Source organism: Cryobacterium sp. PH31-L1 (assembly GCF_030063145.1).
Classification (GTDB): Bacteria; Actinomycetota; Actinomycetes; order Actinomycetales; family Microbacteriaceae; genus Cryobacterium.
This window is the reverse complement of sequence record NZ_JASISM010000004.1, coordinates 352,574-376,831: the sequence shown is the minus strand read 5'-3', so window position 1 is coordinate 376,831 and position 24,258 is coordinate 352,574. Positions and strand designations below refer to the sequence as shown.

At 65.8% G+C, this 24,258-nt stretch carries 22 protein-coding genes; 8 read left to right on the top strand and 14 right to left on the bottom strand.

Annotation, left to right across the window (positions count from 1 at the left end; translation table 11 throughout):
• Positions 1–20 precede the first annotated feature (20 nt).
• From QMF22_RS10745 to pepN, 4 genes are all read right to left on the bottom strand, one after another.
• The gene (locus QMF22_RS10745) at positions 21–2,807 is read right to left on the bottom strand and encodes a cation-translocating P-type ATPase (RefSeq protein WP_283453361.1); all 2,787 of its coding nucleotides are present in this window, start codon (positions 2,805–2,807) and stop codon (positions 21–23) included.
• Between the two features lie 129 nt (positions 2,808–2,936).
• Positions 2,937–3,344, bottom strand: coding sequence for a globin (locus QMF22_RS10740; RefSeq protein ID WP_283453454.1), 408 nt, complete (start codon positions 3,342–3,344; stop codon positions 2,937–2,939).
• 114 nt (positions 3,345–3,458) lie between these two features.
• On the bottom strand, positions 3,459–4,580 hold the full coding sequence (locus tag QMF22_RS10735; protein WP_283453359.1) for a mechanosensitive ion channel family protein: 1,122 nt from the start codon (positions 4,578–4,580) through the stop codon (positions 3,459–3,461).
• Between the two features lie 219 nt (positions 4,581–4,799).
• Positions 4,800–7,346 (bottom strand): aminopeptidase N, encoded by a 2,547-nt coding sequence (gene pepN / locus QMF22_RS10730; protein WP_283453357.1) that lies wholly within the window; start codon positions 7,344–7,346, stop codon positions 4,800–4,802.
• A gap of 91 nt (positions 7,347–7,437) precedes the next feature.
• Here pepN and QMF22_RS10725 point away from each other — a divergent pair, with 91 nt between their 5' ends.
• From QMF22_RS10725 to QMF22_RS10715, 3 genes are read left to right on the top strand one after another with little or no spacing between them, the layout of a single operon-like run.
• Complete coding sequence (locus QMF22_RS10725; protein WP_283453354.1) at positions 7,438–8,442, top strand: DUF2332 domain-containing protein; 1,005 nt, start codon at positions 7,438–7,440, stop codon at positions 8,440–8,442.
• Positions 8,443–8,485: 43 nt separating this feature from the next.
• Complete coding sequence (locus tag QMF22_RS10720; RefSeq protein ID WP_283453352.1) at positions 8,486–9,157, top strand: helix-turn-helix transcriptional regulator; 672 nt, start codon at positions 8,486–8,488, stop codon at positions 9,155–9,157.
• A 37-nt stretch (positions 9,158–9,194) separates the two neighbouring features.
• Positions 9,195–11,801, top strand: a complete 2,607-nt coding sequence (locus tag QMF22_RS10715) for a multicopper oxidase domain-containing protein (RefSeq protein ID WP_283453350.1) — start codon at positions 9,195–9,197, stop codon at positions 11,799–11,801.
• Positions 11,802–11,834: 33 nt separating this feature from the next.
• On the opposite strand, the gene QMF22_RS10710 is transcribed toward QMF22_RS10715, so the two are convergent.
• The 3 genes from QMF22_RS10710 to QMF22_RS10700 all read right to left on the bottom strand — a co-directional run bounded on the left by QMF22_RS10710 (position 11,835) and on the right by QMF22_RS10700 (position 13,719).
• Positions 11,835–12,410 (bottom strand): GNAT family N-acetyltransferase, encoded by a 576-nt coding sequence (locus QMF22_RS10710; RefSeq protein ID WP_283453349.1) that lies wholly within the window; start codon positions 12,408–12,410, stop codon positions 11,835–11,837.
• A gap of 48 nt (positions 12,411–12,458) precedes the next feature.
• Positions 12,459–12,707, bottom strand: a complete 249-nt coding sequence (locus QMF22_RS10705; protein WP_283453348.1) for a PIN domain-containing protein — start codon at positions 12,705–12,707, stop codon at positions 12,459–12,461.
• Between the two features lie 97 nt (positions 12,708–12,804).
• On the bottom strand, positions 12,805–13,719 hold the full coding sequence (locus QMF22_RS10700) for a hypothetical protein (RefSeq protein WP_283453346.1): 915 nt from the start codon (positions 13,717–13,719) through the stop codon (positions 12,805–12,807).
• Here QMF22_RS10700 and QMF22_RS10695 point away from each other — a divergent pair.
• Positions 13,691–14,017 (top strand): hypothetical protein, encoded by a 327-nt coding sequence (locus QMF22_RS10695; protein ID WP_283453344.1) that lies wholly within the window; start codon positions 13,691–13,693, stop codon positions 14,015–14,017. The genes QMF22_RS10700 and QMF22_RS10695 overlap by 29 nt on opposite strands.
• Positions 14,018–14,028: 11 nt before the next feature.
• Here the strand turns inward: QMF22_RS10695 and QMF22_RS10690 are convergent, their stop codons facing one another.
• The 5 genes from QMF22_RS10690 to QMF22_RS10670 all read right to left on the bottom strand — a co-directional run bounded on the left by QMF22_RS10690 (position 14,029) and on the right by QMF22_RS10670 (position 18,701).
• The gene (locus QMF22_RS10690; protein ID WP_283453342.1) at positions 14,029–15,105 is read right to left on the bottom strand and encodes a hypothetical protein; all 1,077 of its coding nucleotides are present in this window, start codon (positions 15,103–15,105) and stop codon (positions 14,029–14,031) included.
• 171 nt (positions 15,106–15,276) lie between these two features.
• Positions 15,277–15,681 (bottom strand): PIN domain-containing protein, encoded by a 405-nt coding sequence (locus tag QMF22_RS10685; RefSeq protein WP_283453341.1) that lies wholly within the window; start codon positions 15,679–15,681, stop codon positions 15,277–15,279.
• A gap of 4 nt (positions 15,682–15,685) precedes the next feature.
• On the bottom strand, positions 15,686–15,934 hold the full coding sequence (locus QMF22_RS10680) for a type II toxin-antitoxin system VapB family antitoxin (RefSeq protein ID WP_283453339.1): 249 nt from the start codon (positions 15,932–15,934) through the stop codon (positions 15,686–15,688).
• Positions 15,935–16,009: 75 nt separating this feature from the next.
• Positions 16,010–17,563, bottom strand: a complete 1,554-nt coding sequence (locus tag QMF22_RS10675) for an ATP-binding protein (RefSeq protein ID WP_283453337.1) — start codon at positions 17,561–17,563, stop codon at positions 16,010–16,012.
• A gap of 34 nt (positions 17,564–17,597) precedes the next feature.
• Positions 17,598–18,701, bottom strand: coding sequence for a hypothetical protein (locus QMF22_RS10670; protein ID WP_283453335.1), 1,104 nt, complete (start codon positions 18,699–18,701; stop codon positions 17,598–17,600).
• 105 nt (positions 18,702–18,806) lie between these two features.
• On the opposite strand from QMF22_RS10670, the gene QMF22_RS10665 reads away from it, so the two are divergent.
• The 3 genes from QMF22_RS10665 to QMF22_RS10655 all read left to right on the top strand — a co-directional run bounded on the left by QMF22_RS10665 (position 18,807) and on the right by QMF22_RS10655 (position 20,035).
• Complete coding sequence (locus tag QMF22_RS10665) at positions 18,807–19,226, top strand: nitroreductase family deazaflavin-dependent oxidoreductase (protein WP_283453333.1); 420 nt, start codon at positions 18,807–18,809, stop codon at positions 19,224–19,226.
• 270 nt (positions 19,227–19,496) lie between these two features.
• Positions 19,497–19,733, top strand: a complete 237-nt coding sequence (locus QMF22_RS10660) for a YlcI/YnfO family protein (protein WP_283453331.1) — start codon at positions 19,497–19,499, stop codon at positions 19,731–19,733.
• Positions 19,734–19,735: 2 nt separating this feature from the next.
• Complete coding sequence (locus QMF22_RS10655) at positions 19,736–20,035, top strand: type II toxin-antitoxin system PemK/MazF family toxin (RefSeq protein ID WP_283453452.1); 300 nt, start codon at positions 19,736–19,738, stop codon at positions 20,033–20,035.
• A 236-nt stretch (positions 20,036–20,271) separates the two neighbouring features.
• Here QMF22_RS10655 and QMF22_RS10650 read toward each other — a convergent pair whose 3' ends face one another.
• Both QMF22_RS10650 and QMF22_RS10645 read right to left on the bottom strand, forming a co-directional pair.
• A complete protein-coding gene (locus QMF22_RS10650) occupies positions 20,272–21,819 on the bottom strand; it encodes an SDR family NAD(P)-dependent oxidoreductase (protein WP_283453329.1) in 1,548 nt (515 codons plus the stop codon).
• A gap of 81 nt (positions 21,820–21,900) precedes the next feature.
• Entirely contained in the window at positions 21,901–23,475 is a 1,575-nt protein-coding gene (locus tag QMF22_RS10645) for an MFS transporter (protein WP_283453327.1), read from the bottom strand.
• A 162-nt stretch (positions 23,476–23,637) separates the two neighbouring features.
• Between QMF22_RS10645 and QMF22_RS10640 the strand changes: the two genes are divergently transcribed.
• Entirely contained in the window at positions 23,638–24,258 is a 621-nt protein-coding gene (locus QMF22_RS10640) for a mycothiol-dependent nitroreductase Rv2466c family protein (protein WP_283453326.1), read from the top strand.

The window sequence follows — 24,258 nt, the reverse complement described above, 5'->3', positions numbered from 1 at the left end:
GTGTGAGGCCGTCGAGTCTCTCAGCTAACTCGCGGGTGGGTGAAGAGGCGGCCCAGCTCGCGCACGGCGAGGTAAACGACGGCGGCCAGCAGCACGAAGGCCCAGTCCATGAAGCCGAGCGGTCCGGTCGCAAACAGTACCGAGACGAACGGCACGTAGACGATCACGAGCATCACGCCGAGGCCGAAGGCACAGGCGAGCAAGAAGGTGGGGTTCGAGAACTGGTAGCGGCTGAACGCACCGAGCTCGCTTCGGCGCTGCACGATGTTGACCAGCTGGCAGACCAGAATCGTGACGTAGGTCATGGTGGTGGCCTGCGCAATGATCGCGTCGGCGACGGGGCCATCGAACGGGTTGACTCCGGCCCGGCCGTAGAACAGCAGATAGTTGATGATCGCGAGAAGGCCGATGAGCGACCCGGCATAGACCACATCGAGGATGCTGCGCCGATTGACAATGTGCGCCCTCGGGTCGCGCGGCCCGCGCTTCATGATGCGGCCCGACTCCGGGTCCTTGCCGAGCGCGGCGATGGGCAACAACTCGCCGAGCAGGTCGATCGCGAGAATCTGCAGCACGTTGAGCGCCAGCGGAACCCCCGCGATCGTGGCGAGCAGCAGGCTCGCGATATTGACCACGAGTTCGGCGGTGTTCGAGGTGAGACAGGCGAGCACACCCTTCGCGATGTTCGCGTAGATCACCCGGCCCTTCTCAATGGCCCCGACCAGGGTTGAGAAGCTGTCGTCGAGCAGCACGACCTCGGCGGCTTCCTTGGCGACGTCCGTGCCCGAGGCGCCCATCGCGACACCGATACTGGCGTGACGCAGCGCCGGAGCATCGTTGATACCGTCGCCCGTGACGGCGACGACGTGGCCGGACTTCTTGACCAGGTCGACGATGCGGGTCTTGTCTTCGGGGTCGACCCGACTGAATACGGTGTACCCGGTGAGCGCGTGGGCGAGCACCTCGTCGTCGCCCATCGCTCGCAGTTCGTCGGCCGTGACAACGCTGAGCTGACCCGTGCTGTCGAGGCCGGCCTGGCGGGCGATGGCCTCGGCCGTGCGGGAGAAGTCGCCGGTGATGATGTTCACTCGAATCTGGGCGTCGAGCGCGGTGCGCATGGCGCCCGGCACCGAGTCGCGAATCGGGTCGACCATCGAGACAAGGCCGAGCAGCACGAGATCGCGTTCGACGGTCTGCGGGTCGACGGCGTCGGCATCCGCTGGGGTGACCATGCGGGTGGCGAACGCGAGATTGCGCAGGCAGCGATCGGACTTCTCGGTGTGCCGGTCGAGGAAGGCCTCGCGGTCGGCGACGGTGATCGGCCGCACGGAGCCGTTGTCATCGATTTGCGTGCAGCGCTCCACGATGCTCTCCGGCGCTCCCTTCACGTGCGCGACGAGGGTGCCGTCTGGGCTCTCACGAATGGAGGTCATGAGCTTTCGGGCGGAGTCGAACGGAAACTCGCGCACCTCGTGATCGACCCGGTCGAGGTCGACTCCGGCCTTGGCGGCCGCCGTCACGAGAGCGCCCTCGGTGGGGTCGCCGAGGATATGCCAGCCGGCGTGCGACTCGTCGGGACCGAGCAGACGAGCGTTGCTCGCGAGAAAACCGGTGCGCAGAAAAGCCGTCAGGCGCGCGGTATCAACGGATGCCGCACCCGACACAGTCCCGCCGCCCACCGCCTCGATGCCGCCCTCCGGCGCATAGCCGATGCCGTGCACGACGAAGTCGCGGCCGGCCACGACCAGTTCGGTCACTGTCATCTCGTTCTGGGTGAGGGTTCCGGTCTTGTCGGTGCAGATTACCTCGGTGGCACCGAGGGTCTCCACCGCGCTGAGCCGCTTGACCAGGGCCTGCCGCTGCGCGAGCGCCCCGGCCGCCTGCGCCAGCGCCGTGTTCACCTCGGCCGGTAACCCCTGAGGAATCACCGCGCTGGCAAACCCCACAGCAAACAGCAGCGCCTCATGGAACGGCAGGTTCGCCTGCACCGCGACGACCAGAAGCACGAGGGCGAGGGCCACCGCCACATAGGTGATATTGCGGGCGAGGTAGCCCATCTCCCGCTGCAACGGGCTCGTGGTGCGCGGCGCGGACTGGGTGAGCCGGGCGATGCGCCCGAGCTCGGTGCGGGCGCCGGTGGCGATGACGACGCCGATCGCCTCGCCGGTGGCCACCGTCGTTCCGGCGTGCGCGGTGTTGTGGCGCTCGGCCACGGCGACCTCGGTCATGATGGCGTGCGTGTACTTGCGGGTGGGATCGCTCTCGCCGGTGAGGGCGAATTCGTTCGTCGAGAACGCGGTCGCCTCAATCAAGCGGATGTCCGCCGGCACCGCCGCGCCCTCCTCCAGCCGCACGACGTCGCCGACGACCAGCTCGGCGGAGTCCACCTGCCCGAAGGTGTTCTCCCGGAGCACCTGGGTGAGGGACTGCGCAAGGTGCTGGAGGGCATCCATCGTCTTGCCGGCGCGGTATTCCTGCACGAACCCGATCGAGGTGTTCAGCAGCACCAGCAGCACGAGCACCGCCGAGGTCAGCGTGTCGCCGAGGTAGCCAGTGATTGCCGCGCAGGCGAGCAGAAGCACGATCATCCAGTCCTTGAACTGGCGCAGGTAGCGCAGCAGCATCGATTCCTGCTGCACCTTGACGATCACGTTGTCGCCGTAGCGTTCCCGGTGCAGGGCGACCTCGGCAATGCTCAGGCCGGTGCGTCGCGCATCGAACCGGGCGAGCACCTCCGGCTCGGAGAACCGATAGGCGTCACCGGCCGCGACGGCAGCCCCAACCGGATCCGCATCAGGCGAAGACAAGCTTTCACCCTGTGGTGTGGTGCTCTCGTGCATGCGAACTCCCCGGATCACGAGGTTGTTCGAACCACGTATCTAGAGCGAGCCTAGCGAGCCAATGCCCCGTAGAGTGAAGTCACTGCCGTCTCGTGGCTAGTCGTCGAAACTGTTCACCATGGCAAAGGCGGCGCGCTCCAGATAATCCCAGAGGATGCCCTGCTGCAATGACGGCAGGGCGGCTGCGTCCACGGCGACTTTCATGTGTCCGAGCCACCGGTCGCGGGCATCCGGATTGACCTTGAACGGCACGTGCCGCTGGCGCAGACGGGGGTGACCGCGCTGCTCGCTGTACGTGCCGGGGCCGCCCCAGAACTGCTCGAGGAACATAACCAACCGGTGTTCGGCCGGGCCCAGGTCATCTTCGGGATACATGGGCTTCAGCACCGGGTCGGTGGCCACGCCCACGTAGAAGTCGTGCACGAGCTTTTCGAAGAACGGGGTTCCGCCGACCTCGTCGAAGAATGTCGGCACCGCGGCTGCACCGTTCTCGTTCTCGCGCAGGTGTACGCCGGCAGGAACGGTCGGCTGGTCGGTCGGGTGTCGTTCAGAGGTCACGTGGTGCGGCTTTCTTCTCTGGGGTTAGTGTCTAGGTGCTGGATCGTCGCCGGGGCAGGGTTAGTCCGCGTCGTCAGTGCGGGTGTCGGGGTCGGGGGTCTTCATCGGGGCCGGTTCGGTCTTAGGCTTACGCCCGCGCGGCTTGCGCACGGCCACGGGACCGGTGCGCGCCCCGGCGACAACGGCCGGCACCGCAGCGGCTGCTTCGTCCGCCGCGTCCAGGGCGCCGTCGGCGGGCCCGACCTGGGAATTGTCGAGTGTTCCGTCGCCAGTGGTCATGACCACACTGTTGAGCGGAGTGAGCGGCACGCCCATGCCGTCGAGGGCCTTCTTGAGGTGCAGGCGTAGATCGCGGGCGAAGTCCCACTGCGCCGAAACCCGGGTCTTGACCACGAGCCGGGTGACGAGGGCTTCAGCGGTGATCGACTCGAGGCCCCAGATCTCGGGCTTCTCGAGAATGAACGCACGCCACTTGCGGCTCGAGGCGAGGGCACTGGCCACGCGCAACAGTTCATCTTGCACGGCTTCAACGTCGGAGCTGTAGGGAATAGCGAGGTCGATGATGACGCGGGCCCAGCCCTGGGACATGTTGCCGACTCGCAGAATCTCGCCGTTGCGCACGAACCAGAGCGTGCCATCGATGTCGCGAATCTGCGTGATGCGAATTCCGACCGTTTCTACGACACCGGATGCGAATCCCACGTCGACCACGTCACCCACGCCGATCTGGTCTTCGACGACCATGAACAGGCCGTTGAGAATGTCCTTGACGATGTTCTGCGCGCCGAAACCGAGGCCGGCACCGATTGCGGCGCTGATCAGTGCGAAGGAGCCGAGAATGTCCTTGTTCAGGGTGGTGACGATGAGCAGCAGGGCCGTGATCAGAATGAACACGTTCACGATGTTCGACAACACCGCACCGAGCGTGCGCGAGCGCTGCACGACGCGCACCGCAGCCATCGGAGATACATTCAACGCCTGGGTGTCGTCGACCTTCTGGGTCCTCTTCACACCAGAGACGATCTGCTGCACGACCCGCCGAATCACGAATTGCAGGGCCCAGCGCAGGGCGAACGCGATAACGATGATCGCGAGGACGGCGACGATCTTCTCGACGTAGTCGGTCCATGGAATTGCAGCGAAGTATTTGCCGAGGTCGGTCCAGATAGTTTCCCAGTTCATATCCAAGCCAGTCTACCGAGGGCGCTCGGCGACAGCGGGAACGGGCAACGCACACCAGGAATTTGGCCGCGCTCGTGGTCTGCAGGACTCGGTGCTTGAGCCGCAGGCGGCGGCATCCTCTCTGTTTACGTGGAGTTTGCTGTGAACGTGCGATTGCACGCGCGGACCCCGCGACCGACCTCTGCCGGTCGCGGGGTCCGCGGTTGTCGTGCGAACTAATTACTCGGCGTCGCGCGCCTGCACCCTGAGCGACCGCTCAACCCCGGCGAGGTTCTCGACCACGAGGCGGCGCAGGGCGGCCGGCTCGGGGTTGGCATCGAGCCAGGCCTGCGTTGCGTCGGCGAGGGCCTGGTTGTTTAGCGGGGCCGGGTAGAGGCCGATCACGAGTTTCTCGCCGATCGAGAAGCTGCGCGCCTCCCACACCGACTGCAGCATGTCGAAGTAGGTCGCCACGAACGGCTCGAGCAGTGCCGAGTCGTTCACGCGCAGGAACCCGGCGGCGGTCGTGCGCACGATGGTCGTCGCGGCCGTGTCGACGTCGATCAGCGAGGACCAGGCGGCGAGCTTGCCCTCCGCCGTGGGCAGAGCGGCCTTCGCCAGGGCTGCGGACTGGGCGCCGGTCGCCGTGTTGTCGGCTTCGAGCGCTGCGTCGATCTCCGTCGCGGTTGCACGGCCCCCGGCCACGAGAGCGATGAGCAGCTCCCAGGCCAGGTCGGTGTCAACCTCGAGGCCCTCGAGTACCGTCGCGCCCGACCGCAAAGCAGCCACGTTATCGAGCTGCGCGGTGGTGGCCGCGACCGAGGCGAAGAACTTCACGAACTGGAACTGGGCGTCGCTGCCGGCCGCCGCACCCTGAGCGAGGGTCCACAGCGCATCGGCGACCTCGGTCGTCACGGCGCCCCGATGCGGCTCGGCCACGTAGTACGTGGCGGTGAGCACGACCTGGCCGAGCACGGTGCGCAGGGTGGTCGACTCGGTCTCGGTGGCCACGTTGTTCAGTACCAGGCGCACGAAGTCGCGCGCCGTGGTTTCGGCGTCGCGGGTGGCGTCCCAGACCGAACCCCAGACCAGGGCCCGAGCGAGCGGACTGTCAATGGCAGCGAGGTGCTCCAGGGCAACGGCCTCCGAGGCCGGGTCGAGGCGTACCTTGGCGTAGCTGAGGTCGTCGTCGTTAAGCAGGATCAAATCGGCGCGTTCGCGGCCGACGAGAGCGGGAACATCCGTTCTGGGTCCGTCAACGTCAAGCTCGACCCGATGCGTGCGCACGAGCTTGTGGGCGTCGTTGAAGGTGTAGAAGCCGATCGCGAGGCGGTGCGGGCGAATGGTGGGGTAGTCGACAGCGGCACTCTGCAGCACGGTGAAGGCGGTGATGACGCCGGAGTCGTCGACCGTGATCTCTGGACGCAGGGTGTTGACTCCCGCGGTCTCCAGCCACAGCTGGGCCCAGCCGCTGAGGTCGCGGCCACTGGCTGCCTCGAGCTCGACCAGCAGGTCGCGCAGCTCGGTGTTACCCCATTGGTGCTTCTGAAAGTAGGAGCCGACGCCGGTGAAGAAGGCGTCGATGCCGACCCAGGCGGCGAGCTGCTTGAGCACGGAGCCGCCCTTGGCGTAGGTGATGCCGTCGAAGTTGACGAGAACGTCGTCGAGATCGCGGATGGTGGCGACGACCGGGTGGGTCGAGGGTAGCTGGTCCTGCTTGTAGGCCCAGCTCTTCTCCATCACGGCGAAGGTGGTCCAGGCTTCGTGCCACTCGGTGGCCTCGGCGGTAGCGATGGTCGACGCCCACTCGGCGAAGCTCTCGTTGAGCCACAGGTCGTTCCACCAGGTCATGGTGACCAGGTCGCCGAACCACATGTGGGCCAGCTCGTGCAGAATCGTCACGACGCGACGTTCCTTGATGGCGTCGGTGACCTTGGAGCGAAAGATGTACGTTTCGGTGAAGGTGACCGCGCCGGCGTTCTCCATGGCGCCGGCGTTGAACTCCGGCACGAACAGCTGGTCGTACTTGTCGAAGGGGTAGGCGTAGCCGAACTTCTCCTCGTAGTAGGCGAAGCCCTGGCGGGTCTTCTCCAGGATGTAATCGGCGTCGAGGTACTCGCTGAGGCTCTTGCGGCTGAACACGCCGAGCGGAATGGTGCGTCCGTCGCTCGACGTGAGCTCGCTGCGCACGACGGCGTACGGGCCGGCGATGAGCGCGGTGATGTAGCTCGAGATGGTGTGGGTCGGTTCGAACGCCCACGTGCTGGCACCGTTGCCGGCGTCGATCGGTGTGGGCGTGGTGGAGTTGGAGACGACCTGCCACTGGCTCGGCGCCGTGACGGTGAAGGAGAACTTCGCTTTCAGGTCGGGCTGCTCGAACACGGCGAAGACGCGGCGGGAGTCGGGTACCTCGAACTGGCTGTACAGGTAGACCTCGTTGTCGACCGGGTCGACGAAACGGTGCAATCCCTCACCGGTGTTGGTGTACAGCGCGTCGGCGACGACGACGAGCTCGTTGTCGGCCTGCAGGCCGTCCAGCGCAATGCGGATGCCGTCACTCACGACGGTCGGGTCGAGCAGGGCGCCGTTGAGGGTGACCGAGTACACGCGCGCGGTGATGGCGTCGATGAAGGTCGAGGCTCCGGGGGTGGCCGTGAAGTGCACGGTAGTGGTGCTGCCGAACGTGGTGGGACCGCTGGTGAGGTCGAGCACAACGTTGTAGCTCGCGACGGTGACCAGCGCGGCGCGCTCGGTCGCTTCAATGCGGGTGAGATTTTCTCCAGGCAACTTAGTTCTCCAGTTCGATTCACGAGGGTGTTGCTTTGGCACTCGTGGCGCCATCGCACCCCGCAAGCCTAACCATGATTACGATGTGGGCATGAGAGCAAGCACCGACCCGCTGGTCCGGACCGCCGAACGCTACCGGGCCTTCGCCGAAGTGGAAGCTCGCGGAATGAGCGCCTGCTACGAGGCCTGGGCGGCCGGAGTCGCGGCCGATCCCGCCACCGTTGCCCTGATCGACCAGCTGCCCGCGGTCAAACGCCAACCGAACCTCGTGTTCAGCGCGGCCCGGCTGCACGGCGCAGCGGCGGGGGAATATCCGGCGTTCGCTGCCTGGCTGTGCGAGCACTGGACCGACGTGGCCGCGACCTGTATCACCCACGCCACCCAGACCAACGAGCCCGGTCGGTGCGCCGTGCTGCTGCCGGCATTGGCGGCGCTCGCCGGGCCGCTCGCGCTGATCGAGGTGGGTGCATCCGCTGGACTGTGCCTGCATCCAGACCGGTACAGCTACCGGTACCGGTTAGCTGATGGCAGTGAGCGCAAGTTCGACCCCTCAGACGGTCCGAGCCCGGTCGTTCTGGACTGTGACGTCACCGGCCCGGTGCCGCTGCCCGAGCGGATGCCCGACATCGTCTGGCGCGCCGGTATCGACCTTCACCCGCTTGACGTGTCGAGCGAGGCGGATGTGGCCTGGCTCGACGCGCTGATCTGGCCGGAGCACGACGACCGCCGGGCCCGGCTGCGCGCCGCGGTGCCGGTGGCGAGGCAGCAGCCGGCCCCGATTGTGTCGGGCGACCTCAACGAGCAGATCGAGGCGCTCGTTGCCCGGGCTCCAGCCGGGGCGACCGTGGTGGTGTTCCACACCGCGGTGCTCGCCTACCTCAACGAGGCCGATCGCAACCGGTTCTCCGAGCAGATGACCCGGCTGCCGGTGCGCTGGCTGTCGAACGAGGGGCAGAGCGTGGTGCTCGGGGTACTGGAGCGGCTCTCGGAACCGCCAGCGGAGGCATCCGCTTTCATTCTGGCCCTGGACGGCGAGCCGATCGCCCTGACCCAGCCGCACGGCCGGTCACTGCACTGGCTCGCGCCGGGGGACTAGTGCCACACCCGCAGGTTTAACCGCACGCTGCTACTCTAAAATCATGGTTCCGACCAATGAAGCCCGGTACGCTGCCCTGGCCAGTGAACCGCGCCGTCGCGCCCTGGCACTGCTCACCGAATCCGCCGTGCCGCTGGGCGCAAGCGCAGTGGCCGCCGCCCTCGCACTCCACATCACGACGGCCCGGTTTCACCTTGAGCACCTCGAGGCGGCCGGGCTCATCGAACGCCACGTCGCCCGGGCCGGGCAGCGCGGCCGCCCACACGTGTTGTTCAGAGCGGTCGCGGCACCGCTGGCGGCTGAAAACGCCCAGCAGCAGCTGACCGAGGCCCTCGCCGCGGTCATTGGCGAGGATGCCGACGGCGGCCGCGCCCGCGCGATCCGGGCCGGCGAGCGCTGGTCGGCGCAGTACGCTGCCGCGGCCGCTGGGGTGGCGACCGATGGGCCTACTGTCAACGTGGTTCCGCCGTTGTTGAGTGTGCTCACCGAGATCGGTTTCGAGCCCCAACTCCGAGCCGAGGAGGCAGTCATTGCGCTGACGTCCTGCCCGTTCCGGGCCGAGGCGCGAGCGAACCCCGATGTGGTCTGTTCGGTGCATTTGGGCCTGATGACAGGTCTCGCCCGTTCGCTTGGTCAGGACGCCGAGGGCATCAGCTTGGAACCCTTCGTGCAGCCGACGCTCTGCTTGGTGCACCTGTCATCGAAGCACTCGTGAGCTGATTGAAAGGAATTAAATCCTCTAAACTAGTGCTATGAAAGACAAGCTCTGGCACATCGTGTCCGGCAGCCTGGTGCCCGCCTGGCTCGCTGCCGCGGTGCTCGTCACTCTGCTGCACCGCCAGGTGCCGTCGTCGGGCTGGCTGCTCGTGCACCTGCTGCTGCTCGGCGCGGTGAGCACGGCAATTCTGATCTGGAGTCAGCACTTCGCCGACACCCTGCTTCGCCACAAAGCCCTCGGGGACCGTCGCTCCCTCGGCTTGCGCCTGAGCGTGCACACCGGAGGCGCGATAGCGGTGATGACCGGCATGGTCGCCGAGTGGTACCCGCTCGTGCTGGTCGGCGGCATCCTGGTCGGACTGAACGCGTTGGCCCACGCCGCGGTGATCGTTGCCCAAACCCGCGGGGCGATGCCGGGTCGGTTCGCCCCGCTGGTGCGCTACTACATCGTCAGCGCCGTGATGCTCTCCGGCGGCGTGATCCTCGGCATTCTGATGGCCAGGCTCGACAACGGAGGCGAGGCCTACGAACGCCTGTTCATCGGCCACCTCGGCCTTAACCTGCTCGGCTGGGTGGGCCTCACCGTGATCGGTACCGTCGCGCTGCTCTGGCCCACGGTGCTGCATACCCGGGTCGATGTAGCCACCGTGGCGGCCGGAAGCACCCTTCCGGTATTGGCGGGCGGCCTCGGGCTGCTCCTCGCCGGCTGCCTGGCCGACCAGCGGCTGCTCGTGGCGCTCGGCGTTCTGATCTACCTCGTTGCCCTGGGTCGAGTGCTCTGGGAGGGCATCGGACACCTGCGCCGGGCGCCCGCCGTGACCTTCGCCGCCTGGAGCCTCGGTGCCGCCCAGATATGGTTTGCCCTCTGTACCGCCGGTTTCGGGTTGCTGGTGGTTCTGGCCCCCAGCTGGACGGCCGCGGCCGCCGGCGTCGAAACCGTCGTGCCGTACTTCGCGATCGGATTTGCCGCCCAGATTTTGCTCGGGGCCCTCAGCTATCTGGTTCCCGTGGTGCTCGGTGGAGGCCCGGCCGCCCTCAAGGCAACCGCGGCCGAGCTTGACCGTGGCGGCCTCTTTCGGGTCTTCGTCGTAAACGGCGCCCTCGCCCTGTCGTTGCTTCCCGTCTCCAGCACCGTCACGGTGGCATTGTCGATGCTGATCGTGGCCGCCCTGGCCAGTTTCCTGGTGCTGTTCACCCGAGCCCTGCGCGCAAACCGGAGGGTGCGTGCCCTGCCGCTCGTGCGCATGGCGCCGAGCGAGCGAACGGTGCCCGGTGAGCGACCGCGCAGCACCGGGCGGATGCTCGCGGCCGCGACGGTTCTGCTGCTCACGGTGACCGTGGGGATCGTGGCCGACCCCGCCTCGGTGGGCCTGTCGACGGTATCGTCCCAGACCGCCGGCGCCGCCGCGACCGGACACACCACTACGGTGGCGGTCGAGATGGTGGACACCAGCTTCGTACCCGACCGCATCGAGGTGCCGGTCGGTGATGATCTGGTGATCACCCTCACGAATAGCGACGAGATGGTGCACAACCTGGTCCTGGAATCCGGTCTGGTGTCGGGCTCTCTCGAGCCGGGCGCCACCGAGACCGTGAACGTTGGTGTGATCGGCGCGAGCGTGGCCGGTTGGTGCTCGATCGCCGGACATCGGTTGCTCGGCATGGAGATCAGCATCGTCGCCGTCAGCGCCGAGAGCGCCGTGCCCGATAGTGCCACCCATTCCGGCCACGCCGCGGCCGCGGCCGGGGCATCCGCTGCTGACGATCTCGACCCCATGGCTGAGCCCGACGCCGGTTTCGAGGCGCGGGACGCCGTGCTGCCGCCCGCCTCGTCCGCCAAGGTCCACCGGCAAACCTTGACCGTGCAGAACATCGAGACCGCGGTGGCGCCCGGCGTCACCCAGATGCTCTGGACGTTCAACGGCACCGCGCCAGGGCCCACCCTGCGCGGCACCGTCGGCGATGTCTTCGAGATCACCATGGTGAACGAGGGCACGGTCGGGCACTCGATTGACTTTCACGCTGGCGACGTCGCGCCAGACGCCGTGATGCGCACCATCGCGCCCGGAGAGTCTCTCGTCTACACCTTCACCGCCACCCGGTCGGGCATCTGGCTCTATCACTGCTCCACTATGCCCACGTCGGTGCACATCGCCAACGGCATGTTCGGCGCGGTGATCATCGACCCGCCGGGCCTCGCGGAGGTGGACCGCGAATACCTCCTCGTGCAGTCCGAGCTGTACCTCGGCGCTCAGGGCGGGGAGGTGGACGTTGCGAAGGTCGCGACGCAGATCCCCGACGTCGTGCTCTTCAACGGCTACGCGAACCAATACGCCGCCCGGCCGCTTCCGGCGAAGGCGGGGGAGACCGTGCGGGTCTGGGTGCTGGCCGCGGGCCCCAACGTGGGCAGCGCCTTCCACGTCGTGGGCGGTCAGTTCTCCACCGTATTCAAAGAGGGCGACTACCTGTTGAAAGACGGCGGCAGCACCGGTAGCGGTGGCTCGCAGGTACTCGACCTCGCCGTTGCGCAGGGCGGGTTCGTCGAGCTCAGCTTCAGCCAGCCGGGCCACTATCCCTTCGTCAGCCACATCATGTCGGACGCGGAGAAGGGCGCCCGCGGCATCGTCGAGGTGCTGCCGTAACCGGCACTGGCCCCCGCACCAAATTCTTAACGATCAGGGGATGCGTGTATCGCCCAGTGGAGTGCTGGCGGGCAGTGTGAAGCGGTAGCCGAGAACGGTCGCGCCAGCGTTGGGATGGTCGAGGGACGTTAGTCGCAGGAAGCCCAGCCGCTCAAGCAGCCGACGGGAGGCGGCATTCCCGTCGACGACGGTGGCGTCGATCGTCGTCACCTGCAAGATGTTGACTGCCAGATCGAGCATGGCGCGCACGGCCTCGGTGGCGAGTCCCCGCCCCTGGCGGTCGGCGCGCAGCACGTAACCGATCTCGGCCCGGTGATCGTCGCCGTTCTTCAGTAGAACCTCGCCAATAACGAGAGCGGATGCTGCCTCCTCGATTGCCAGCACCAGCCACTGACCGACTTCCAGCACCACGCCCTGCGCGAGCTTCAGCCGCAGGGCGGCCTCGGTCTGCTCGCGATCGCGAACGGGCCAGGGGATATACCGGGTGACTTCCGGGTCGCCGTGAAAGACCGCCAGATCATCGAGATCGTCTGCGCGGTGGGGCCGTAGCAGCAGTCGGCTGGTACGGATCGGATACTGCGGGTGCCAGGGCGCAGGCGGGTCGATCAAATTGTACTCCTCGCGCTTTGGCAGCCTGCGCCGGTCGCCCTGCCCATGCTAAATCGTGACTGATGTACAAATTACATTGTCGTTGACCACGGCGTACGCCGCGATGTGCACACTATTTGCGGCCGCGGCACGCATCAGTCCGCTCGCCCAGAGGGCCTGCTGGATGTTGCGCGCGTCAGTTTCCGTTGGGTGTTCCCACGCCGCGAGCAGCTCGTCCAGATCTTCTCTCAGCTCTGCGTGCTCCTCGCGGGATCGCGCGGAATGACCGTACTCCAGGACCTGGGGAGGGACGGTCATGATGAGATGGTGGGGCGAATCTCCCGAAGCCGCTGCGCGATGGCCGGACTGCGGCTGGCCTATTCCACTGCTGGTCGGTGAGTTGACTTTGCCGTCGTTAGCAGCTGTAGAAGCCGCCTACGCCGTTGTCAATTCGACAACCGGTGCCGTCTGAGATGCCGGTGCCTACGCCACCACCGCCACTAGGCCGACCAGAGCTGCTACCGCTGCTGCTGCTGCCGGAACCGCCGAGAGTGCTGTCATCGCTGGAGGAACCGGAGTTTGTAGCCTTCTTCGCAGAAGCCTGGTTCGCCGCGACACGCGAAGCCTCCTGTGCCGCTGCCTCAGCAGCAAGACGCGCAGCCTCGATCTCGGCAGCCACGCGTGCAGCTTCAATCTCAGCCGCGATGCGAGCTGTTTCGTCGGTCTGGAATACAGCGAAGTCGCTCGTGAGGACAGTAAGGCTTGCGTTGAGCGTGGTCGTGGCGATCGTGGCTGCGCTGTTGGTAGCTGTGATGCTGGCGACCTGGTCGCGGTCTGCGCAACCAGGCACGGCCGTGAACGTGATTTTCTCGAGGACAGCGGTGGCAGCACTGACGTCACCAATGAGCTCGGCGCCGCTGGCCCGCGCGGGGACAGCTTCCAAGGCGCTGATACCTGCGACAGCGTCAACACCCTCGATGGCGTCTACGGCGAGCACCTCGTCGACCGCAGGCACTGCGTCCACAGCAGCGCGTGCGGCGTACTCCGTGCTTGTTCCTGCACCAGCAGGCAACTCGAGGACAGCGACAGCGAGTACCGCAGCGTCAGAGACTGCCAGGGAAGTCTGTGCACGGGCAGCGGCACGGGTGCTGGCCTTGGCAGCAGAAGCGCAGAGACTCGTCGTCTCGGCGTTGTAACTGGTCACACCGAATGCCGCAGCCGTAATGCCCCCGCCGAGCACGAGGGTTCCGACAGCGAAAACGGCGATGAGCTTGATGTTGTGGGTGAGGAAAATATGAGTCTTGGTTGAGATCGACGTGTTGTTCTCCACGAGAGTTTCCTGTTCACTTGGCTTCGAATGGGGTGAATTGGATCATGGATTGGTGCTTGAGTGCGGCGAGTCCACGCTTCTGCGGCAGGAGCGTGAGGAGCGCCACGGCCATGAGCCCGGTCGGCGCGGTACCAGGCAGGACCAGCCCCGCACCCATGGAAAGGCTGAACGTATTGCTGATGGCGACCGTCGATCCGAAGTCATCGACGATGCCGATCGGCGCCGCGGGAATCCCGACAATGGCGGCTGCGATGCCAACCCAGAGGGACGGCGGTCGCGCGATTTACCGATGTGGTGACCGCGAACGGCTCACCTAAAGGCTGTGCGTTCCTGCGCAAATCGCATAAGTAACTGGTTGACTTCCTCCGGGTGGTTCTCGCTGGGCGGCCAGATGGATGGCATATCGATCCTGATGAGCTGGGCCTGTGTTGGGGGCCGACCGTGACCGTCATAGAGAGCAATTTGCATCAGCCGATCTGCGTAGCCATCGGTGGTCTGTGGCGGATACCAAGCGAACCCGGTATAGCCGGGCGCGACCGCGAGTGGATCGAAATGCCAGTATGCGATCCGCGCCTGCGCCTCGTTGGCGAGGGTCCGGTCTGACCGGGCCGCCTTCTGCTTAATTTTGCGCGTAAAGAGGAACATGATCCCTATACCCAGAAAGAGAAGTAGTGGAACGACTTGCTGGATGATCGGCCCTGCGGGGTAGGGATTTATGGCCTCGCAGTTGGATGCGCTGAGGAGAACGTTGTCCGGCTCGTTGAGGGCCGCCAGACACTCCTCATAGGTAAAGTCGCGGGTGTCAGAGCCTAACGCCAACATAAACCTTGAAAGGAGCTCAAAGAGCAGGCCGAGCGTGAAGAGGCCGGCGAGTACAAAGCTCAGAACTGCGGCAACTTTCAGACCGGACTGCTTCAGACGTGCGGGGTGGCGCATGAGGCGATGCTTCTCGTCATTGGGGATCTCGAGTTGTGCGCGGCCAATGGCTCGCGCCCACCCCTGGAGCCACTCGGAATCACGATTGCGAATATATTGCCCAAGTCTGAATGCTGGTCCTCTCCAAGCCATGAAGGCGATTCCTTCGCCCGTCTGGCGCCAGATCGAAAACTGGTGCCACGTGGCTTGCTCTGCCATCGTTTGCTGACTCTCGGCCATCACGAGCTGTATTGCGAGTTGCTCTTCTGCTGCGCGCGCTGCACGAGCTGACTGGAACGCTGATACTGCCTGGAAACCGGCACCAACCCATACGCCGGTTGCGGCGCTGCGTGCAGCTTGGTTCGTTGCGGCGTTGCTCTGGGCAGACTGCCCAGCTGAGTGGGCAGCGTTTCGACTGTGCTGTTCAATGTTGTGAACAGAATTTCTGATATCTCGGCCGTAGTTTGCCATTGCATTGCCCCCTGTAACTCGGTTCGGACGACACGCAATTCCCGCCAATACAAGCGGCGGGCAGGGTTCCTCTTCCGCAATCAGATTAGCGGTATTGCCCTGCTACAAAGCACCCACGAAGCGTCCCCCTGTTGAAACTTCCTCCGAGTCACGTGCCCGTGCGCCGGGCGTCTATTCCGCGATGTATTCCTGTCGAACAGCGCCGCCTGTGGCTGAAGCCAAATAGCCGAAGTCGTGGTCTGAGTTCAAAATAACAGCGTCGTTGACCATGGCGTACGCCGCGATGAGCACGTCAATTGCGACCGCGGCACGCATCAGTCCGCTCGACCAAAGGGCCTGCTGGATATTCAGCGCGTCATTCTCGGTTGGGTGTTCCCACGCCGCGAGCAGCTCGTCCATGTCTTCTCTCAGCTCTACGTACTCCTCGCGTGATCGCGCGGAGTGACAGTACTCCAGGACTTGGGGAGGGCAGGTCATGATGAGATGGTGGGGCGAAATCTCCCGAAGCCGCTGCGCGATAGCCGGACTGCGGCTGGCCTTTTGCCAGATGCTGTTGTCGACGAGGTAGGTCGTCATGGGCCTATGCGCTCTGGGCTGTTGTCACGGCTCGCGTGACGGGCAGGTTTACATCGGGCGTGACAGTTGGGGCGTCGATCTGGTCAGGATCGAAGCGCCGGCCGATGATGCGCTCAACGGCGGCGGGTTGCCGGCGAACGGCAATCAGCGTCCGGAGGGCAAGATCAACAGTCTCGCGATTAGACTTTGCACCGGTGAGTTTCTTGGCCTGCTCAAGGTCGTTCTGGTCAATGTCGATAGAGGTGACCGTCATGGTGCCTCCCTTTTCTATATAGTTGAGTATATAGAATTGCCGCGCGTGTGGGTCGATGAACTCGTGGGGGGTCGCTCATCCGTCGGTCTGGTCGGGCTCGCCTGTAGTGTCGTCTGCTGGTGTGACCGGCGCTGTCGGCCCGCTCCACCCGAAGGAGAATTGGCGCGTTACCACGGGCGCCGCATCCTGCATCGGAACATAGCTGCCGCCGTTCGGCCCGTCGCCCGGCTCCTCATCGGGTTGCCAGCGCGGGGTGTCGCCACTGCTCGTGCCGAGGAGCCGCCGGGTCAAGGATGCGCCCGCCGACAGCAGATCGTCGAGGGACACCTGCAGGTCGCTGTCGCTGACGGTGCTGGCGCGGAGGGCAGCGCGGAGCACGGCACGGCGAATGAGCTCCTTGGCGAAGGACCCTGTTACGCCCTCCGCTCGGCCGGCGGCGGCATCGAGGGCGGCCGGGCTGAACGGCAGCCCGCCCGCATAACGCCGGAACAGCCGCATGCGTTCGGCCAGGGCCGGCAGCGGCACTTCCACGGCCAGATCGACTCGGCCTGGCCGCTCGGCGAGGGCACGCTCGAGTACCTCGACCCGGTTGGTGGTCATGACGAAGGCCACATCGGCGTCGCCGTCGAGCCCGTCGAGGGCGTCGAGCACCTCGAATAAGAGGGGCTGCGGCGTCGTGTTGCGTTGCATCGCGACCAGGTCGATGTCCTCTAGCACGACGATGGACGGCGCAAAGGTGCGCGCGATCTCGGCGGCCGCAGCAATGTGCACGATGCTGGTGCCGGTCAGGAGCACGGCGGTGATACCCGGGGTAGCGCTCAGCAGGTGGCGCACGGTGAGGGTCTTGCCGGTGCCGGGAGGACCGTAGAGCAACACCCCGCGCTTGAGGTGCTGCCCGGAGGCGAGCAGTGCCTGGCGCTGCTCGCCGATACCGATGACGTGGTCGGTGATGGCACCGAGGATGCCGTCCGGCAGCACGATGGCCGAGGCTGGAACACCGGGTCGCTCCAGGAAGGTGATTCCGGCCCCGGCCCCGTATTCGGTCTGCACGAACGAGAGCACCTGCCCGCGCAGCACGCTGTGCTCGATCATGAGCGCGCGCAGGTGCTCGAGAAAGCCGGTGACCGCCTGCGGTGATGTGGCCATGATCTCGAGTTCGGCCGTGTTGCGCCCGAATTGCGGGTTCGCGGCGCGTTGCAGCACCGCGATTCGCTCACCGTTAAAGCGGATGAGCCGCAGGCCGAATGAGACCACCTGACGGGTCGACGTCGGTCCGGTCGCCCGGGCCGAGTAGTCTACCGGGCCGGGGGCGAAACCATGGAACGGGCTGGACACGAGTTCGGACAGGCTTGAGTGAAAGCGTTGCTGGCCGCCGGAGACGCCGAGAAGGCTGGCCGGATCGGTTCCGGCCAGGGTGGTCAGGGCCACGTCCGCGTCGACCAGGCGATGGTCGGCCAACGTTTCGGAGACCACCGGCAGCGTTGACGCGTTGGCTCCGAGAAACGCGGTGATCGCGTCGCCGAGCGGTGACAGGCCCGACGGGTTCTGGGCATCCGCTGTGGCCACGACGCGTTCCATGAATTTTTTGAACGAGCGCACGACGTCTCGGTCGAAGGTGTCCTTGGTCATCTCAAGCTCCTGTCGTTGTAGCGCAGTGGGGAGGTTAGCGGGCCTGCGCGATGATCGCTTCGGCGACGGCCACCGCCTGGGAGACCGATTCGACCGAGTAGGCCGACTCGCCGAGCGAGAAAATCACGGTGCAGTAACCCGAGTCGGCGCAGACCTGCACGGCGTGCTCACCGTCGACGGCCCCCTCGAGCACGATCGGCGTCAGTGCGGCCTGACTGTCCGGCTCCGGGATCATCGTGTCGACGATCCCGGCGAGACCATAGCCGACGTGGATGTAGGTGCCCAAAACGCCGTCGCCGCGCACGTCGCACCGAAATATCCCGGCGGACTCCGACACGAAGCCGTCGAAGTAGACCGGGTTCATGTTTGACGAGTCGAAGATTTCGTACTCGATCGAACCGACGCCGAGGGCCATGGCGATGCCCTGCGGCTTGAGCGCGCCGGTGCAGGCCGGTTCCCGCGGGGTCAGGTCGACCGCCGGCCAGGCTAACTGGCTGGGTTCGGCATCCGTCAGAGTGGAATAAACGGATGCCGCGAGCGGCGTCATCTGAGCCACGATCTCGTCGCTCGTCATGCCGTCAAAGCGCTCATCGCGGGTACCGAATGAGTCCAAGCTCATCGTGATTTCGACCCAGGCGTCGCCGACCGGAGCCGAGATGAAACACCCGGGGTCGCCGCATCCGGTGGCCGCTTCGATGCCGCCGATGCTGGTGAGCGGGTCGGCCGGACCGTTGCCGGCATCGCTTGGCGCCCAGGAGTCGGCCGCGTCGGGCAGTACCTTGACGCTCAGGTAGGCCCAGTCGGAGTCGGACTGGTGATCCATCGGATTGCCCGCCGCCGTGCCGACTCGCCAGGAGCAGGACAGCCCACCGAGGGCTGAAACGGCGTACTCGACCAGGAATGTCGATGGCTGCGTCGCGGCAACCGGGGTCGGCACGGTGCCGGCGGAATCCACGAAGATGTTGGCAATGTCGCCCGGGGCCGCGATATCGTCGCAGTTGAGCGGGCTGGTGGCTGCGGCGGGTGTTGTGGTTGGCGTAGTCGTGGCCGACGGTTCCGGCACGGGATCGACCGCGCATCCGCTGAGGGCGACGAGGGCGAGAAAAACGGTCGGCAGGATCAGGGTGCGGCGCAGCATCCGGTCAGCCTAGCAGCGGGTATTTTGCCCTGTGACCTGTGCTTTCCTCGACATCGCCGCGCGCTCGGCGTAGGCTCGATGACTCAGAGAAGGGGCGCTTCAGCCATGTCGAACGCGGCACCAACGAATTGGAACGACAAGATCATTGCGGAATTCCGGGCCAACGACGGCCGGGTCGGCGGCAATTTTGAGGGTGCCCCGCTGCTGCTTTTGCACTCGACCGGGGCGAAGTCCGGTTCCGCGCGCGTCACTCCCATGATGTACCGCGCGGTCGGCGACAGCTTTGCGGTGTTCGCCTCCAAAGCTGGCGCCCCGACCAACCCGGCGTGGTTTCACAACCTGGTGGCGACGCCAGATGCGACCATCGAGGTTGGCACCGAAACACTCGCCGTGACGGCCCGGGTGGCCTCGGGAGCGGAACGCACCAGCATCTGGGACCCGCACAAGGCGGCGTACCCGGGTTTTGCCGACTACGAAAAGAAGACCACGCGCGAAATCCCGGTCGTCATCCTCGACCGCCGCTGAAACGCCGCCCGCGCAGTGCTGGCGCGAGCGATTGTTGCACGCGGGCTGGCAGCACGGGCCGAAGCATGCGCGGGACGCTGCGCGCGCCCCGAAACGGCGGGCGGAGCATCCGCTTCGCGCTGGCGAAAGCCGCACGCGCGCGCCCGAGCTGCTGACGCGGCCGGTGTGCTGGGGGCGCGTGCAGCTTGTGCCCGCGCCGCGGCTTCCGCAGGTCGCAGCACGCTCCGGACATACATACCAAAACGCATACCATGATGGTATCTTCAAGTCATGAGCCGACAGATTGCGGTGCGCCTGCCCGACGACATAGTGGACTATCTCGACCACGCAGTGAGAGACGGCCGCGACAGCAGCCGTGCCGCCGTGATCACGCGGGCCCTCCAACGAGAACGTCGTCGCGAGGTTGCACTTCGTGACGTGCAGATTTTGTCTGCGCAGCCAGCAGGCATCGACGATCTGGACGAACTCGTACTCTACGGCGCGACGCTCCCGACTGACCTCTCGTGACGATGCGCGCGATTCATATTGCGCACCTCGACAAGGCACGGCCGGTTCTCGTGCTCACTCGTGAGCTCGTTCGCCCGCATCTGACCCGGGTGACCGTCGCGCCGATCACCAGTACCGTGCGGGGACTGTCCACCGAAGTTCCGGTCGGCCCGGCGAACGGCCTCGACCAGGACTGCGTCGTGAGTTGCGACAACATCGTGACCATCCCGGTCGCGAGCCTCGGCCGCCACATTGGTTTTCTGCTTCCCAACCAGGAGTCACAACTCAGCGCCGCCATCCAGACGGCGTTCGACCTCGACTGATTGACTCGGCCTGACGGGGCTGACTTCCACGTCGCGCAGTGCTGGAGCGAGCGATTGTCGCACGCGCGCCCGAAACGGCGGGCGGAGCATCCGCTTCTCGCGGGCGAAAGATGCACACGCGAGCCCGGGGCGCTGACGCGGCCGGTCTGCCAGCCGCGTCAGCAGCTTTTGCTAGCGCGTGCGGCAGCACATGCTCGCGCGGGCGGCAGCGCGGCGACCAGCTGGGCCCAAACCGACTACCAGGCGCCGGGCTGGTAATCCTTGAGGAAGACCCCGTAGAGGTCTTCGCCGGCCTCGCCGCGCACGATCGGATCGTAAACCCGGGCCGCACCGTCGACCAGGTCGAGCGGAGCGTGAAAGCCTTCCTCGGCCAGGCGCACCTTGGTGGGGTGCGGGCGTTCGTCGGTGATCCAGCCGGTGTCGACGCTCGTCATGAGGATGCCGTCTTCGAGCATCTCCTTCGCGCTCGTGCGGGTGAGCATGTTCAGTGCGGCCTTGGCCATGTTGGTGTGCGGGTGGCCCGGCCCCTTGTAGCCACGACCGAACACGCCTTCCATGGCCGACACGTTCACGATGTAGGTGCGTCGGGCAGCGGATGCCGTGAGCGACGCACGCAGACGGCTCACCAATAAGAATGGTGCGGTCGTATTGCACAGCTGCACTTCGAGCATCTCGAGCGGATCGACGTCCTCGACATTGGCCGTCCAGCTATTCACGTCGTGCAGGTCGGGCACGAGCCCGCCGGCGTCGATCGCGGTGCCGGCGGCGAGGCGTTCGAGCGACGAGGACCCCGCAGCGAGGGCCAGGCGGGTGAGGTCATCCGCTGTGAGAGCACCAGCGCCGGACGCGGCCGCAAGAAGCGGATGCCCCGACACGGACGCCGCCAGGGCCAGTGGATGCGCGTCGTTGGTGTGCCCGAACGACACGATCTCCGGCAGCGGGCCGTCGGGCAGCGGAGAATCCTCGGCCTCGACCAGCGGGGAGTAGGAGCCTCTCGAGCGCCGCACGGTCTGCGCGGCGTTGTTGATGAGAATGTCGAGCGGGCCCTGGGCAGCGACGGAATCGGCCAGGGCGATCACCTGAGCCGGGTCGCGCAGGTCGATGCCGACGATGCGCAGGCGGTGCAGCCAGTCCTTGGAGTCGGGCATGGCGGCGAAGCGGCGGACGGCATCGCGGGGAAAGCGGGTGGTGACGGTGGTGTGGGCGCCGTCGCGCAGCAGGCGCAGTGCGATGTACATGCCGATCTTGGCGCGGCCGCCGGTGAGCAGGGCACGCTTACCGCTCAGGTCGGTGCGGGCGTTGCGTTTGGCGTGGCTCGACAGGGCGCAGCTCGGGCAGAGCTGGTGGTAGAACGCGTCGACCACGGTGTACTTCTGCTTGCAGATATAGCAGGCGCGGGGAACGAGCAGTTCACCGGCCGTGGCCGCGCTGGTGCCGAGCGACAGCTGGGCGCCGCGGGTCTCGTCGTCGATGCGGGTGGGCGCGCCGGTGGCGGTGGCGGCGATGACGCTGCGATCGGCCTCGGCGATGACCGCACGCTTCTCCAGGCGGCGCGCCATTTTGACTGATTTGAACATCTTGGCGGTGGCCTGGCGCACGGTGACGAAGTCGGCGCTGTCCGGGTCGACGTCGCTGAGGGAAGCGAGAACCCGCAGGGTCACCGCGAGGTCGTGCGGGTCGATGTCGATGAAATCCGGATCGGATGATTCGAAGTCAGCGGTCGACACGCGCGATTCTTCTGGTGCCGAGCCGGTGGGCGCAGTGGTGGAGGGCGCGGTGGTCATTCGAGGATTCTACGCGGGGTGACTGTGAGCATCCGTTTGCGCGTGCACGACCGAAAGCCGGCCACGCACGCATGCAGGACGTTAGAGCTTCACCGGCTCCTGAATGGGGATGGCGTTGGTCGGCGGTTCGAAGGTGTGGTCGAACGGCATCTCATCGGTGTCGAGCAGGGGATTGTCGTCCTGCGTCTTGACCAGCTCGTGCGCTTCCTCGTCGCTGTTCACGCTCGGCATGGAACCGGGCAGCGGACGGTTGGCCGATTCGCGCAGGAAGAAGATGGCGATCGCCCCGACGAACGAGGTGCCCATCAGGTAGAACGCCGGCATCATGTCGTTGCCGGTGCCCACGATGAGCGCAGCGATGATGAACGGCGTGGTTCCACCGAAGATGGCGACGGCGAAGTTGTAAGAGATGCCCATCGCGCCATACCGGCTCGCCGTCGGGAACAGGGCCGGCAGGGCCGAGGCCAGGTTGGAGACGTAGAACGTGACCGGGAATGCGATGAGCGCCAGTCCGAGCAGGGTCGACCAGATGTCGCCTATGCCGATGAGCAGGAACGCCGGGTACGCCAGTACCACCGTGCTGACCGCTCCTATCCAGAGCACCGGGCGACGCCCGATGCGGTCGGAGAGCCGGCCGGCCAGCGGAATGCACAGCGCCATCACCACGAGAATCGGAATGGTCAGCGCGGTGCCGTGCAGCTCGTCGTAGCCCTTGTTCTCTGTGAGATAGGTGGGCATATATGAGGTGAGCGCGTAGCCGACCGTGTTCGCGGCGGCCACGAGGATCATGGCGATGATGATGTTGCGCCAGTACGCCTTGAAGATGGCGATCGGGCCCTTGGGTGTCTCGGCGGTGGCTCCGACCGGATTCTTCTGGGCTTCCTCCTGCGCGTCGAGGGTGGCCTGGAACGCAGGCGACTCGTCGATCTTCATCCGGAAGTAGATGGCGACCAGACCGAGCGGCCCGGCGATGAGGAACGGGATGCGCCAGCCCCACGCTTCCATGACGTCCTGGCCAAGGGTGACCTGGAGCACCGAGACGAGCGAGGCTCCGATGGCGAAACCGAGGTAGCTGCCCATGTCGAGGAAGCTCGCGAAGAAGCCGCGCTGCTTGTCAGGGGCGTGCTCGCTGACGAAGGTCGTCGCTCCGGCGTACTCGCCGCCGGTTGAGAAACCCTGTACGAGCTTGACGAACACCAGCAGCACCGCAGCCCAGACGCCGACCTGTGCGTAGCCGGGCAGCAGCCCGACAGCGAAGGTGGAGGCCGCCATCAAAATCAGCGTCGTAGCGAGCACCTTCTGGCGGCCGATCCGGTCGCCGAGCCAGCCGAAGAACACACCGCCGAGCGGGCGCGCGAAGAAGGTCGCGGCGAATGTACCGAGCAGGAACAGCGTTTGAACGGAAGCGTCGGCTTCCGGCAGAAAAACCGGACCCATCGTCGTGATCAGGTAGCCGAAGACACCGACGTCGTACCACTCCATTGTGTTACCCACGATGGTGCCGCCGAGCGCACGCTTCATGATGGGCTTGTCGACGACGTTGACGTCGGAAATGGCGATGCGGCGGCGAAGGAGAGCTTTCTTGGGCTTTGCCCCGCCAGCCGTGGCGCTCGTGGCACCGGAATTCGCCTTGGACGTGCTTCGGTCAGTGGGCATGTGAATTTCTCCCGTGGAGATATTTGTGTTTGCAAATACAACGCTCTACTGCATGGTGCAGATTTCTTTCAACCCACTTAGAATACCCCCTGGTAGGGGGCATTGCCCAAATGGCGAATCTCGAATTCGGGGATGTCCAGCTCGTCTGCTTAGGCTGGGGGTATGACTGATTCTGTTGACTTCTGGTTTGACCCGTCGTGCCCTTGGGCCTGGATGACTTCCCGCTGGGTTGACGAGGTCGCCCGGCTGCGTGATTTCGAGGTGACCTGGCACGTGATGAGCCTCGCCGTTCTCAACGAAGACCAGGACGTGAGTGAGGAATACGCCGCATTCTTCCCGCGGGCACTCAAGTACACCCGCCTCGTGACCGCCGCCAGCGAATTACACGGCCAGAAGATGGTCAAGGCGCTCTACGACGCGCTCGGCACCCAGATTCACCCGGGCGGCAACTCGAACCCCGACGAAGTCATTCCCGCGGCGCTCGCCGAGGCGGGACTGCCGGCGAGCTTCGCCGCCTTCGCGGACAGCGACGAGTACGACGCCCAGATGCGGGCCAGCCACTTCGACGGCATCAACCGGGTCGGCCAGGATGTCGGCACCCCGGTGATCGCCGTCAACGGCGTGGCCTTCTTCGGCCCCGTCATCTCCCCGGCGCCCATGGGCGATCAAGCTCTCACACTCTGGGATGGCGTGGTCGCGCTCGCGAGCTACGACGGGTTCTTCGAGCTCAAGCGCAGCCGTACCCTCGATCCAATTTTCGCCCCGGCGGTCAGCATTAAATAG

What these genes read in the sequence shown, in the direction of transcription:
- QMF22_RS10735 (WP_283453359.1), bottom strand. Translation starts at nt 4,580, where the DNA reads ATGAACTGGGAAACTATCTGGACCGACCTCGGCAAATACTTCGCTGCA.
- QMF22_RS10725 (WP_283453354.1), top strand. Translation starts at nt 7,438, where the DNA reads ATGAGAGCAAGCACCGACCCGCTGGTCCGGACCGCCGAACGCTACCGG.
- QMF22_RS10720 (WP_283453352.1), top strand. Translation starts at nt 8,486, where the DNA reads ATGGTTCCGACCAATGAAGCCCGGTACGCTGCCCTGGCCAGTGAACCG.
- QMF22_RS10715 (WP_283453350.1), top strand. Translation starts at nt 9,195, where the DNA reads ATGAAAGACAAGCTCTGGCACATCGTGTCCGGCAGCCTGGTGCCCGCC.
- QMF22_RS10705 (WP_283453348.1), bottom strand. Translation starts at nt 12,707, where the DNA reads ATGACCGTCCCTCCCCAGGTCCTGGAGTACGGTCATTCCGCGCGATCC.
- QMF22_RS10690 (WP_283453342.1), bottom strand. Translation starts at nt 15,105, where the DNA reads ATGGCAAACTACGGCCGAGATATCAGAAATTCTGTTCACAACATTGAA.
- QMF22_RS10685 (WP_283453341.1), bottom strand. Translation starts at nt 15,681, where the DNA reads ATGACGACCTACCTCGTCGACAACAGCATCTGGCAAAAGGCCAGCCGC.
- QMF22_RS10680 (WP_283453339.1), bottom strand. Translation starts at nt 15,934, where the DNA reads ATGACGGTCACCTCTATCGACATTGACCAGAACGACCTTGAGCAGGCC.
- QMF22_RS10675 (WP_283453337.1), bottom strand. Translation starts at nt 17,563, where the DNA reads ATGACCAAGGACACCTTCGACCGAGACGTCGTGCGCTCGTTCAAAAAA.
- QMF22_RS10670 (WP_283453335.1), bottom strand. Translation starts at nt 18,701, where the DNA reads ATGCTGCGCCGCACCCTGATCCTGCCGACCGTTTTTCTCGCCCTCGTC.
- QMF22_RS10665 (WP_283453333.1), top strand. Translation starts at nt 18,807, where the DNA reads ATGTCGAACGCGGCACCAACGAATTGGAACGACAAGATCATTGCGGAA.
- QMF22_RS10660 (WP_283453331.1), top strand. Translation starts at nt 19,497, where the DNA reads ATGAGCCGACAGATTGCGGTGCGCCTGCCCGACGACATAGTGGACTAT.
- QMF22_RS10655 (WP_283453452.1), top strand. Translation starts at nt 19,736, where the DNA reads ATGCGCGCGATTCATATTGCGCACCTCGACAAGGCACGGCCGGTTCTC.
- QMF22_RS10650 (WP_283453329.1), bottom strand. Translation starts at nt 21,819, where the DNA reads ATGACCACCGCGCCCTCCACCACTGCGCCCACCGGCTCGGCACCAGAA.
- QMF22_RS10645 (WP_283453327.1), bottom strand. Translation starts at nt 23,475, where the DNA reads ATGCCCACTGACCGAAGCACGTCCAAGGCGAATTCCGGTGCCACGAGC.
- QMF22_RS10640 (WP_283453326.1), top strand. Translation starts at nt 23,638, where the DNA reads ATGACTGATTCTGTTGACTTCTGGTTTGACCCGTCGTGCCCTTGGGCC.